General features: G+C 61.1%; 9 protein-coding genes and 1 pseudogene. 3 read left to right on the plus strand and 7 right to left on the minus strand.

What is annotated here, in order from left to right; genetic code table 11:
- Window positions 1-3 precede the first annotated feature (3 nt).
- Entirely contained in the window at window positions 4-1074 is a 1071-nt protein-coding gene (locus RCH93_RS00845; protein ID WP_306546163.1) for a lytic transglycosylase domain-containing protein, read from the plus strand.
- A 28-nt stretch (window positions 1075-1102) separates the two neighbouring features.
- Window positions 1103-2293, plus strand: coding sequence for a murein transglycosylase A (locus RCH93_RS00850; protein ID WP_306546165.1), 1191 nt, complete (start codon window positions 1103-1105; stop codon window positions 2291-2293).
- Here the strand turns inward: RCH93_RS00850 and RCH93_RS00855 are convergent.
- The 3 genes and pseudogenes from RCH93_RS00855 to RCH93_RS00865 all read right to left on the minus strand — a co-directional run bounded on the left by RCH93_RS00855 (window position 2275) and on the right by RCH93_RS00865 (window position 6310).
- The gene (locus RCH93_RS00855; protein WP_373693238.1) at window positions 2275-3558 is read right to left on the minus strand and encodes an ATP-binding protein; all 1284 of its coding nucleotides are present in this window, start codon (window positions 3556-3558) and stop codon (window positions 2275-2277) included. The two genes, RCH93_RS00850 and RCH93_RS00855, sit on opposite strands and share 19 nt — an antisense overlap.
- A gap of 11 nt (window positions 3559-3569) precedes the next feature.
- Window positions 3570-5630 (minus strand): annotated as a pseudogene (locus RCH93_RS00860) (PAS domain-containing protein); the annotation flags it as partial.
- Window positions 5627-6310 carry a transporter substrate-binding domain-containing protein gene (locus RCH93_RS00865; protein ID WP_306546169.1) on the minus strand — a complete coding sequence of 228 codons (684 nt, stop codon included), beginning with the start codon at window positions 6308-6310 and terminating at the stop codon, window positions 5627-5629. The gene RCH93_RS00865 and the pseudogene RCH93_RS00860, both read right to left, overlap by 4 nt.
- 260 nt (window positions 6311-6570) lie before the next feature.
- Here RCH93_RS00865 and RCH93_RS00870 point away from each other — a divergent pair, with 260 nt between their 5' ends.
- Window positions 6571-8622 carry a methyl-accepting chemotaxis protein gene (locus tag RCH93_RS00870; protein WP_306546171.1) on the plus strand — a complete coding sequence of 684 codons (2052 nt, stop codon included), beginning with the start codon at window positions 6571-6573 and terminating at the stop codon, window positions 8620-8622.
- Window positions 8623-9239: 617 nt separating this feature from the next.
- Here the strand turns inward: RCH93_RS00870 and RCH93_RS00875 are convergent.
- From RCH93_RS00875 to RCH93_RS00890, 4 genes are all read right to left on the minus strand, one after another.
- Window positions 9240-9923 carry a DUF3047 domain-containing protein gene (locus RCH93_RS00875; RefSeq protein ID WP_306546172.1) on the minus strand — a complete coding sequence of 228 codons (684 nt, stop codon included), beginning with the start codon at window positions 9921-9923 and terminating at the stop codon, window positions 9240-9242.
- Between the two features lie 59 nt (window positions 9924-9982).
- Complete coding sequence (locus tag RCH93_RS00880; RefSeq protein WP_306546174.1) at window positions 9983-11017, minus strand: hypothetical protein; 1035 nt, start codon at window positions 11015-11017, stop codon at window positions 9983-9985.
- Between the two features lie 229 nt (window positions 11018-11246).
- The gene (locus RCH93_RS00885) at window positions 11247-11582 is read right to left on the minus strand and encodes a hypothetical protein (protein WP_306546176.1); all 336 of its coding nucleotides are present in this window, start codon (window positions 11580-11582) and stop codon (window positions 11247-11249) included.
- Window positions 11583-11760: 178 nt separating this feature from the next.
- On the minus strand, window positions 11761-12390 hold the full coding sequence (locus tag RCH93_RS00890) for a class I SAM-dependent methyltransferase (protein WP_306546178.1): 630 nt from the start codon (window positions 12388-12390) through the stop codon (window positions 11761-11763).
- Window positions 12391-12520: the final 130 nt, after the last annotated feature.

The raw sequence follows: 12520 nt of genomic DNA on the forward strand, positions 1-12520 counted from the left end.
CCCATGACTGACCAGCCGACCAGCCGATGCTTGTTCCCCCGAATTGCCGTCTGTCTTGCCGCCGCCATGCTGCTGACCTTGACGCATTGGCCTGCGCAGGGGTTGGCGGCTGACCCGCCCTTGGCCGCAGATCTGGTGCAGGACGGCCAGACGATTGATCTGCAGCAAGAGAAATACCGCCGCCTCTTCGCCGAATTGACCCAAAAACATCAATTCAGCGCCAACGAACTGCAATCCATTTTCCAGGGCCAGACCATCAATCAGAAGGTATTGGTGCTGATGGACAAACAGTGGGAGGCAAAGCCCTACTACCGATATGCGCCGATGTTCGTCACCCCGGACAACATCCGCGACGGCAAAGAGCAATTGCAGCGGCACAAGGCGCTGCTTGACCGGATCGAAGCGAACTTTGGCGTCGACCGGGAGGTGGTGGTGGCCATCTGGGGGGTGGAAACCCGTTACGGAACCCGTCAGGGGGCTTACGACGCCCTGCAGACGCTCAACACCCTGTTCGACGCCTACCCCCGGCGCTCCGATTTTTTCCGCAAACAGCTGATCGATTTCCTGCTGCTCTGCCGGGAAAGCGGCCGGGATCCCCACGGCGTCATGGGTTCCTATGCGGCGGCCTTTGGCCAGACCCAGTTCATCCCTTCATCGTACCGCGAGTATGCGGTCAGTTTCGACGGCGACGCTAGGCGCGACGTCTGGAATTCGGTTCCAGACGTGCTGGCCTCGATCGCCAATTACCTCAAGCGGTGCAAGTGGACCCTGGACGCCCCGGTGTACCAGGACATCGGCTTCACCCTCAACGATCCGCTGCTGGCGGCGGCGGAACAGAAGGGCCGCAAGGAACGGGTGGCGCTGGAACTGGTGCGAAAAGCGCAGCAACTCGCACTGCCAGCCTCGCCGCAGGATCGTCCGGTGACCATCGTTGGCCTGGAACTGGAGCCCGGCGGCCCCTACGAAAAACGCTATGTGGCCGGTTATCCGAACTTCCAAGCCGTCACCGAATGGAACCATTCCAACCGCTACGCCATGGCCGTCGCCGAATTGGCCGAGGCCCTGGCCCGCTAGGCCGTCCTCCGCGTTTGAGGCTGAGGACGTGAGGCGGCAAAAAGGTCGGCTATGCGCCGGCATCGCCGCACTCTTTGTCCTGTTGCTGGCAATCGCGGTCCAGGCGACTCCGGCGACAGACCGCTCCCCCGACCTGGCCCCTGCGTTTGCAGACGATCTGGAACTGCGCGACCTGGAGCCCGCCCTGGCCGCCAGCCTTGCCTACCTCCGCGCGCTGCCGCCCGCCACCCGTTACGACGTTGCCGGTAGGGCTGTGCCGGTGCAGCGCCTGATCGACTCCGCCCTCCATCTGCGCACCCTGCTCCATGCCCGTCCCGACCCGGAAGCGCTCGACCAGCAGATCCGGCGCGACTACGACGTGGTGCAACTCCACGGCCAACCGAATTCGCCCACAGAGCGGATGCTGATCACCGGCTATTATCAGCCCATTTTTCCGGGAAGTCTGCACCGGCAACCGCCCTACCTCTACCCCCTGCACCGGATTCCAGACGACCTAATGGTCAAAACCGGGAAGGAGAAAAAACCGGTCATCGGGCGCACAGAAAAAGGACGGCTTGCGCCCTACTGGACGCGGGGCGAGATCGAACAGGGAGAGTTGTTGCGCGGCGCCGAACTGGTGTGGCTGCGCGATCCCTTCGACGCCTTTGTCCTCCACGTCCAGGGTTCAGGCGTGATCCAACTCGCCGACGGCTCGGTTCGCGGGGTCCATTACGCCCAGAGCAATGGACGCGCCTACCGCAGCATCGGCAAATACCTGGTCGACACGGGCCGGATGGCGCTTGCCGACGTCACCATGGACAGCATCCGGCGCTACATCGAACAGCACCCCGAGGAACGCGACCAGATCCTCCGCTCCAACGATTCGTACATCTTCTTTCATTGGAGCAAGCCGGGCCCGGCCGTCGGCAGCCTCGGCCAGAAACTGACCGCCGGACGCTCGGTCGCCGCCGATCAACGCTGGTATCCGCCGGGATCGCTGATCTTTCTCGACAGCCGGAGGCCGGTGATGCAGCAAGGGCAAGTGATTGAGTGGCGGGCGATGCGACGGTTGGTCACGGTGCAGGACACGGGCTCAGCCCTGGTGGGACCGGGCCGGATCGACGTGTTTTGGGGAACCGGGGAACAGGCGGGGCAGGAGGCGGGCCAGATGAAGGAAGACGGCGCCGCCTGCCTGCTCCTGCTCAAGCAGGGCGTCACTGCTCACGCCGCCGGATCCTGAGGCGGTTGGGCCAGGGCGGCGTTAATTTTCGCCGCCAGATCTTTCTTCAAAAAGGGCTTTTGCAGGAAATAAACGCCCTCGTCAAGTACGCCGTGATGGGCGATGACGTTGGCGGTGTAGCCCGACATGAACACCTGCTTCATGGTCGGCAAAAAGCTGTGCAGCTTGGCGGCCAGTTCGCGACCGTTCATCTCCGGCATAACCACGTCGGTCAGCAGGAGATCGATCCGCCCCTGGCTCTCCCGCGCCAGCCGGATGGCCTCGCCCGGGGTTGACGCCGCCAACACCGTATAGCCCAGACTGGTCAGCATCCGCTGGTTCAACTGCAGCAGCGCGGTCTCATCCTCCACCAGCAAAATGATCCGGCCAGCGCCGTCCGCCGCCGGGACGCTCTCCGACAGTTCCTCCAGGGCCTGGCCGCCGTGACGCGGCAAATAAATTTTCAAGGTCGTTCCCTGGCCGGGCTCGCTGTACACGTTGATAAACCCGTTGTTTTGCCGCACAATGCCGTATACCGTCGACAACCCCAGCCCGGTGCTTTCGCCCATGCCTTTGGTGGTGAAAAACGGCTCAAATATCTTGGCGAGAATATCCTCGTCCATGCCGCAGCCGTCGTCGCTGACCGCGAGCAGGACATATTCGCCGGGAACATACTCCAGATGTTCGGCGCAATACTCCGCGTCAAGCGTCACATTGCCGGTTTCGATGGTTAATTTTCCTGTGCCGCCAATGGCGTCGCGGGCGTTGACGCAGAGATTGGCCAGGATCTGGTCGACCTGGGTCGGGTCGATCCGCACCGACCACAACGCCGCCGCCGGCGCCCAGACCAGGGCGATGTCCTCGCCGATCAATCGCCGCAACATTTTGAGCAATCCCTCGACCGTGGCGTTGATGTTGAGCACCTTCGGCGAGACCGTCTGTTTGCGGGCAAAGGCGAGCAGTTGCCGGGTCAGTTCCACCGACCGCTGCCCAGCCTTCTTGATTTCCTGGAGGTCGCCGCGCATCGGCGAATTCGGCTCCAGTTGCTCTTCGATAAAATCAGCAAGGCCCAGAATCACGCTCAGCATGTTGTTAAAATCGTGCGCCACGCCGCCGGCCAGTCGGCCAACGGATTCCATCTTTTGCGCCTGCATTAATTGGGCAAGCAGTTTTTCCTGCTCCTCCTCCGCCTTTTTCCGGGGCGTGATGTCGCGATAGATGGCCTGATTGACCGCCTGACCGCCTGACCGCCGCGATCCGCACGGATGCCGGTGGCTTCCACCCAACGAATTTTGCCGTCTTTGCGCACAATCCGAAATTCGTAACGAAGCGCCGAGACTCTGCCATCCATGCGCTCTCGCACCCGCTCCTGCACCATGGCCAGATCTTCGGGATGGACCAGCCGCCAGACGTCTCCTCCTCCCATGGCCCGCATTTCAATCTCGGTGTAGCCAAACAACTCCACAAACGCCGGGTTGACATAGCGGATTTGCGGCGGGAATCCATCCATAATGGCAATGGCGTCCATCGACTGCTCAAAAAGGGTGCGATACCGCACCTCGGAAGCGCGCAGGGTTTCCTCCATTTGCTTGCGCTCGGTGATGTCCTGGAATGTGCCCCGCAGACATTCGACCGCGCCGTTCTCGCCGCGCACCGCCTCTCCGCGCACCGTGATCCAGCGGCGGCCGCCGTCCGGCCGAACAACCTCGGCGTCATAGACATAGGCGCCCCCTTGCCGCAGGCAGCGTTCCACCTCCTCGCTGAGCCCCCGCCAACTCTCCAGAGTGAAATACTGCCGCACCTCGGGGTATTCAGCCGGCGGCAGGCTTTGATCCCGACCGTAAATCCGATACACCTCGTCGGACCAGGTGTGCTGCCCGGAGGCGACGTCCCATTGCCAGCTGCCGATTTCGGCGAGGCGCTGCGCCTCGCGCAAGGCCAAATCGCTCCGTTGCAACGAGGCTTCCGCCTCCTTGCGCTCGGTGATGTCCTGCAGATCCCCGTACACGTAGCGCACCCGGCCCTCCTCGTCCATGAGGGGCTCGCATTGGGTGCGCACCCATTTGCACACCCCCTTGGCCGAAATCAGCTCCAACTCCAGGTTGTACGGACGGCCCAGCTCGACGGCGTCCCGAACCGCTTGTTCAATCGCGACCCGGTGCTCGCCGTGATAGTACGACAAGCCCTGCTCCACGCTCATGGAGGCCGTCGGCTCCAGATCGTGAATGCGGGCGCACTCTTCGGTCCAGGAACCAAGGCCGGTGTGCGGATCAAATTCCCACCCGCCGACCTTGGCCAGCCGGCTGGTTCGCTGCAGCAGCACCCGATGCCGTTGCAATTGCTCCTGGTCACGACGCTCCTTGGTCACATCGCGAGAAATGCCGTATAGGCCGGTCACCTGGCCCTCCCGGTCGCGAATGACGCCCTTGGCCACCAGAAAAACCAGGGACTCGCCGCTCAAGGTGACGATTTGTTCCTCGTGATTGCTCACCGTCCCGGATTCCATGATCTCCCGGTCCCTGGCCATCAACTGCTCGGCGATCTCAGCCGGAAACGCGTCCTGGTCCGTTCGCCCGATCAATTCGCTCGCGGTCTTGCCGATCACCCGTTGGGCCGCCTCATTGCACAGCAAATAGCGCCCGGCCCGATCTTTGACAAACACCGCGTCGGTGGTGGATTCCAAAAGGGCGTGCATCAGCTGCTCCTGCTGCGTCTGGGCAGCCTCAATTCTTGTCGCACGCAGCAGCAGAAAAAAAGAGCCGAGAAGAAAAACGAGCCAGCAGGCCCAACCCACCCGCTGCTCCCGCTGCTGGCGGACAATAACCGCAGCCAATTGCAGCGCTTGCTCGGTCTCGACGGCGTCGGCAATGTGCTCGGTTTCGTGAAATTCCTTGAGTTGTTGAATGCGCAGCGCCTCGACATTTTCTTTGGCGACCAGCAGGTTGCGCACGGTGCGGTCAAGCCGGGCCAGCCCCTCCCGGTAGGATTGGAGCAAAACAAGCATCTGCCCCGTCGGCGGCGCGGCGGCTACCCCCTGCAGGGCGCTGCGGCCATCCAGGCAATCCTGAACCTTGAGGGCGGCATTGTCGAGGGCGGCCAGCGCCTCCCCGGCGGTCACCGGCTCGCCGGCCAGATGCTTGCCTTGAAAAATAATGGCCTGGGCGATGAAACGACGCGCCTGCTGCAGGTTGTCTGACAGCGCGACATGATTGGGGTAGGAGGAGCGATAGAGGTTGTTGGCCCACCAAAGCATCATTGAAGAGACCACGGCAATGACGCCGATCACGACCATCGCCCGCTCGCTGCGCAGTGTCCGCGTTTTGGCGATCAACGGGGAAGGCGGCACAGAAGAGGTCATGGCGTTTTCTCCTTGTTGGTTGCAGCTGTCGGTCCAGGCAGGCTCTCTCGGGTACAGCCTAAGGGCTCGATCAGCTCCAGGTGGGCCCTGCCGCCGATGAAGCCGCGCAGCTCGGGGTTGAAACGATCCCGAAGGGACTGGTCCGCCGGCCTGAAGGCAAAAGCGCCGCAACCCGGCGTCAGGGTGGCGTTGTGAAACGGCACGGCCCGTTCCATGTCGGCGTGCTGATCAGCCAGCTGTTGGATGCTTGGCGACGAAAGGGCCAAGCCGTCCGCCAGGCCGCTGGCAATCTGGTTGATGCGGCCGGCGCGAAGATGGGGAATCAACGAGCCACAATCGACCTGCATCCATTCGATCCGCTCCACACCCAACCGGAGCCAGATGACCCGGGCCACCTCGGGCGACTCGCCGGTCACCCGGCCCTGGGCGTCCACGAAGGCAAAGGGCGGTTCGACCGCGTAGCCGGTGCGGACCACGCCGGTGCGGGCAATGCGGGCGGCAGCGTCCTCGGAACCACTGCGCAGCGACCAGAATCCGGCCAGAACAGCCGCCAGAATCATGCCCCCAGCCGCCGCCACCGGCTTCGGCGCGTCCGAGCCTGTCCGCCCCATGGTCCGTTGGCGTTCGATTGCGCCGGTTTCGCCCCCTCGCCCATCGCAGTCCTCCCCGGTTTGCGTCACACGCTGTCATTGTCGACAAAAGGAAGCCTTTTTGCAATCCAACAGCTACATTTATCTCACTTTTTCCCGAAACACACCGCCTGCTTGGAGTTCTTGAGAGCCCTTAGGAATCCTATGCGAGCTTTAGCACCCTTTGGCTCTCTCATTTTCCGGCAAGGCCTTGGCCGGCAAGGATACGCTGTGCGGCGCTTGTTTTCCGGCTTGACTTTGTGATAGAGTTTTAAAGAAATACTTCTTGTGATATTCCGCCAGGGGGCCACATGTCGATCAAATTTTTTGCCAATAATTTACGCCTTGCTCTGATCGTGCCGGTGGCCGCTGCCCTGGTGGCGACAATGCTCATCGCTGTTGGTTTTATCATCGTCTCGCAAAATCGCGGCGCCGCCCAGCTGAACGCCTTGATTGACCAGGCCTTCCACACCACCGGCGAGAAAATTACCCGCGACCTGACCGGGCTGTCCAGCCAATTGGAAACCCGGATGCAGATAATGAAGGAGTCGGTGCGCGGCGAACTGGGCGGTTCTTCCCGCGACGCCATGCTCAAAGCCGGAGAATCGGTGCTTTGGCGGATGCGCAAGGCCTACGAGAACTCGGCCGCCGCCCATGCCCAATTGCTTGGCCAAGTGGCGCTTCCCGCCGTGCGTGCCCGCGATTCGTCGACGCTCAGCGGTTACGCCCGCACCGCCAGAGAAAACCCGGACATCCTCCTTGTTTTTTTCCTCGACGGCTCGCGCACCCCCCTGGCCACCTATCTCAACGAAAACCACCCGGGCCTGCAAACGCTCCTCAAAACCACGGGTCGCGCCCCTCTGGAAATCGTCAAGGCCATGATGAGCGACAAGGCATTTCTGGTGGTCAGCCATCCTGTCGGCAACGAGGACGAACCGGACGGCTACGTCTACCTGGCGGTTGATCCCGGCAAAATCAAAGAGGAAGAACACCTCCTGACCACCCATTTCAACCGGCTGATTGATCAAAACGAAGCGGCCATCGACAAGGTGCTGGCCGGCGAATCAACGGCCATCGTCGCCGCCCTGGGAACCTCGATCAGCGAAATCGAACGCCACACCAGGGAAGCCTCAGGCAAGATCATCGCCGATTTCAGCGCCTCAAGCAGCCAGATGACGGCCCGAATCAAACTTGTCTTCCTGGCGGGATCGGTGGTGTGCTTTGCCCTGATCCTTTTGATTCTGACCCTCAACGCCGGCGCCATTCTTCGCATTCTCGGCGGCGAACCTTCGGCCATGGCCGCCATGGCCGGGCGCATTGCCCAGGGCGACCTCGACATCCGGTTTCCGCCCCAGGCGGCCGGCGACCGGGGGAACAGCCTGCAGGATTCGTTGCGGGAGATGGTGGGGCAACTGCAGCAATTGATCGGCGCGCTGCTCTCCCAGAGCGGACGTATGGCCGACACCAGCAGCGATCTCCACACCGCTGCCGGCGAAATGTCCCGCGACGCCGAACTGTCGGCCGCCAAATCATCGACCGTGGCCGCAGCCACCGAAGAGCTCAGCGTCAACATGAACACCGTGGCCATGGCCAGCGGCCAGGCGGCGAGAAACGTCAATATCGTGGCGGCCGCCCTGGAAGAGATGACCGCCGCCATCAACCGCATCAGCACCGACACCGAAAAGGCGAACGAAATCACCCGGGAGGCCGTGGCCGCGGCGCACAGCTCCTCGGCCAAGGTCAACACCCTGGGGCTGGCGGCCCACGAAATTTCCAAGGTCACCGAGGTGATCACCGACATCTCCGAGCAGACCAACCTGCTGGCGCTCAACGCCACCATTGAGGCGGCCCGCGCCGGCGAGGCGGGCAAGGGGTTTGCGGTGGTGGCCAACGAAATCAAGGAACTGGCCAAGCAGACCGCCCAGGCCACCGGCGAAATCAAGGCCAAAATCGCCTCCATTCAGCAGTCCACCGACGACACGGTCGACGAAATCAGCCGCATCACCAAGGTCATCAACGACGTCAACAGCCTGGTGTCGTCGATTGCCCAAGCCATCGAGATCCAGAACGCCACCACCACGGAAATCACCCGCAACATCACCGAGGCGGCCCGGGGCATCGACGAGGTCAACGGCAACGTCGGCCGCAGTTCGCAGGTGGCCGGCGAGATCGCCCACGACATCACCGAGGTGTCCCGGCTGATTCACAATTCCCGCCAGTGCAGCGTCCGGGTCGAGGTGGGCAGTCAGTTGTTCACCGCCGTGATCAACGAGCTACAGGAGGAAACCAGCCGCTTCAAGCTGGGCGACAGCGGCGCGGCCGACAAGATCACTCCGGGTAGCCGTGGCGCCGGCAACGGGTGATCCTGATTAATCGGCTTTACCCGGTCAAGCAAGCCGGATCGAAGCGGGGGGAGACCTCCGGCAACCGTAGCCTGGATGTAGCATGCGGAATCCGGGGTTTGATGTGAGGTGTTCCCGGATTCCGTTGCACTGCATCCAGGCTACGGGTTGGGGAGTGCGTCCTTTCGACAAGATTTTGCGGTGTGCATCATGCCTCTTTTGATTCAGCAATGGAATTATTCCATTGCTATTTCAAAAGTGATGCGTGTCTGCTTGTCAATTTCGACGAGCACAGCGAGGAGAAATCTCGCAACGTCCTGAGATCTCTCCCTGCGGTCGAGATGACACACCTTCGTCGACGAGGTTTTGCTCTGCGCATCATGCTTCGCTTGATTTGGAAACAGAATTATTCCCCGGCATGACCACCTCGGAGAACTTCCGCAGACAAACGACCACAAACATCGCGTGGCGCAGGTGGTTGCATTTCAGCGAAAATTCAAAGCAAGCGATTTGAAACTGGACATGCCGTTGCTCCAGTTGCTCAATGATTGGCTGGTGGAGCACATTATGAAAAAAACCGGCAAGCGGTGCGCAGGATTTTTGCGAGGAAAAGGCGTGGCGTAAGCCGGCTACCGCGGCTAGGGGCGGCTGGAAAGGCGGATGAATTGAATCCAGGCGCGGGCCGACTCGCGGGTGTTGTCGGAGTCGTTCATCACCGCCAGACTGGCCACGGGCGGCGGATTGCGGCCAAAGGCCAGGCGATAGTCGCGGACAATGTCCACGGTGTACTCCCGCCAGGTGTTGACCGCGCTGGAACCCGCGCTGACCGGAATCATCCGGGCCTCGTCGGCGTAGGCGCTGACGATGAACGGCTTGTCTGTGACCCGGTTGTCCCAGATGTAACTGATGGTGCTGTCCGGCGGGTACTGCCCGTACACTGTCTTGGCCAGCTGATATTTCAGCTTTTTTGCCAACGACGCCTGGTCGGGCTCATAGGCGAACATCACGTAGAGCCGGGCCGGGTAATCGTCGCCCTCCTTGCTGCCGCTGTCGCCCTTGCGGTAGACGTTGCTCACTTTCCAGCGCCACGCCAATTGAGAATGCTCATAGACATTGAAGGTTTGCTTGAGCACCAGGCCCGAGGCCGAATTGTTGCTCTCCATCAGCAGACAGGGGCCGGTTTCGCAGCTATCAACCGTGTAGGTGGAATGGCGGGCGATCTTGGGGAAATGGAGGGGTTGCCAGCGCTCCAGGGACGCAAAATGCTCGTCGAGCAGAATCGTCTCGGCAAACGACAGCGATGCAATCAACAACAGGCCCATCAAGGCCGGCAGACAGGCAGAGCATCGCTTCCGCGTCTTTGATCCCAACCCCTGCACACTCATAATTTCCACCCGTTAAAGCGCAGATACCCGGCAAAATCGTTCATGTCCGAGGCGGACCTGTTCCAGGGTTTCAGGCTGGTGTAGAAGGGATTGCCGCTCTCCTTGGCGTCGCCGTATTCCTTGTCCATGCCGACGAAGAAATCCAGGCTGATCAGGCTGAGCAAGAGCGATTCCCAGGGCTTGATTGCCCCCTTGACGTGCCCTGCCAGCGGCCAGTCGCTGTAGTACCAGCTGGTCTGGCTGCCATCCGCCAGCGGCAGTCGTTTCAATGCGGTCAATTCCCGCATCTCGGCTTCCAGCACTGTTTCCGGCGGCAACGAACTCTTGGCAACAATCTGGAGGTCCATAATCCGGTGGACGTCCTCCCGAATCACCACCTGGAGGACGTCGGTTGCCTGGAGCGACGGCAACACCGCCGGCAGCCGTTCGCCGTAGACGGCAAGCGGGGCTTGAGGCCAATCATCGGGATACAGAGCCGCCGGCAGCGACTGGGTGGGAACGCTCACCGCATAGCAGCCGCAGGTTTGCGCCATGGTCGCCAGCAGCACCCGCTGCTCTGCGTCCAGGGTGAGAATGACCAACAGCCCCACATGTTTGCCGGCGCTGAGATGAAACGGAATCAGGCTGTACGGCAGTTCCGGGAAATGAATCCGGTAGACGAGGTTGGTGTAGCTGCCTTTTTCGGTGGCAAAGGGCCGGGCTTCGGCGTAGACGACCGGATGTTCAGGATCAACCACAAGGGTTTCGTTTTCCTTGGTTCCCAAGGCTTGCACTCGACCTATCCGGTTGTGGGGTTCCTGGCTCTCGCGCAGGACAAAGGCCGGGGCCATGCTTGACAGCATCGACATCATCGGGGTGGACGAATCGAGTTGGGCAACGACCGTTTGCTGTTGCGGAACCGAGTCCGTTGAGCGCCCGGCGCATCCGGCCAGCAGCACAACCACCGTCAGCAAGGCAAGACGCGGCCAGCAGGGGACGACGAATACCGGTTTCCGGGCGGGCCTGCCTTTGCCTTCATTTCGCGGCGCCATGCGTCCGACCTCCTTTGATTGCTGACGACTTATTCGCAGTTGCGTTCAAGATGGTGTGTCACCTTGCAACCATGCAGGAATGAAGGAAAAACGGTCCGGCAACGCAAAGATGTCGTTGTTCAACAGATGACCGCTGCGAGAAAATCGCGGAGGTCTGATCAAGGGATGGAGAGCAACGCAATCCCGGACAGGATCGCCGGCGACTGGCGCATGGCCGGCATTTCAGGCTTTACTGTTGTTTCTGGCCTTGAGTGGTTTCACCCTCGAAATGCCCCAGAGGCCGTTTAAAGGTATAGGCCGCCGGCGGGACCACCAGGGTTTCCCAGGCCTCCTTGGTGTTGCCGCCAAGGGCTGAAAACGGCGAGGAAATCACAAAGAGCGCAAACCCGGCCACAGTCGCCACGGTCCCGACCGGTCGCGCGAGCGCAATGTCGGCCGCCATAGAGTCCGAATCAGCTTGAGCCTTTGCGGTTGATTCCTGGGCAGACGCAGGCGCACCACAAAAAACAACGGTGAAAACAATCACAAAAAGAAGCGCTGCGATTCTCTGGCTGTAATCAAGCATGGAACTCCCTCCTTTGCTGTGTTTCTTCATGGCATTCATCATAGCGCAAATCGTCGCGAAAACAACCCTGGCATAACCATGTTGCGACAACGATGAACTGACGCAGGCGAAAGGTGGCGGTCAACCGGGCCATGCAGACCCTCGGCAACAGGAGGCGACTCAGCGGCGCGGCCTGCTCTCAGGCGTGGACAGATTTGATGACCAGCATGGCGTTGCCGCCTCGTTGAAACTCGTACGGCACGCGTTTGGTTTCTCCAATGATGCCGTTTTTCGAAAGATGTTGCTGCACGAACGGCAGGTGGGGCGATGGCGCGCCTGCGAGTGTAAGGAGCGGAAACACGCGCACCTCGCGCGAGACGCGCAACATTTCTTGCAGCGCTTGCACATGAAATTCGGCCGACAAATGGGCGCTGTACAAAAACAAAAAATGAGACGACAAGGCGATGTCGAATGCGCCTTGTGCAAAAGGCAACGTCGGCAGTTCCCCAGGGATGTATCGCCCCTGCTGTTTGCCTGCGTGAAAATCAGAGAGAAAGGTTTCCATCGCCGCCAGACGAAGGCTGCCGAGCTGTTCTACCGATGGAATGACTCCCCAAACGTAGTCGCTCTGGTTTTGGCGCATTTGCGCCATCACCGTTGCATAGGTTTCGGAGATGCGGCCCCGGATCTGGTCTGCATCAAAGGCATACACCGGATCGACCGAGATGATCTTGCCGCCGCGTTGGGTCAGCGTCGCATTGAACGCTGCGGGACCGTCGCCGCAACCAAGAAGGCGAAGCCCAAGTTCGGCCTCGGTGAGGTCAAACATGCGGAGGTATTCGTCATACGACCTCCCCCACGGTACAACCTTATCGAGTGTAAATCCCACGAGTTACCCTTGCGTCTCTAGTTCCGGTGCCCCGGCTCCGCACTGTCTGCGGGATCCGATGAAGTCCGTA

The organism is Desulfobulbus sp. (genome assembly GCF_030824455.1).
In the GTDB taxonomy this organism is placed as follows: Bacteria; Desulfobacterota; Desulfobulbia; order Desulfobulbales; family Desulfobulbaceae; genus Desulfobulbus.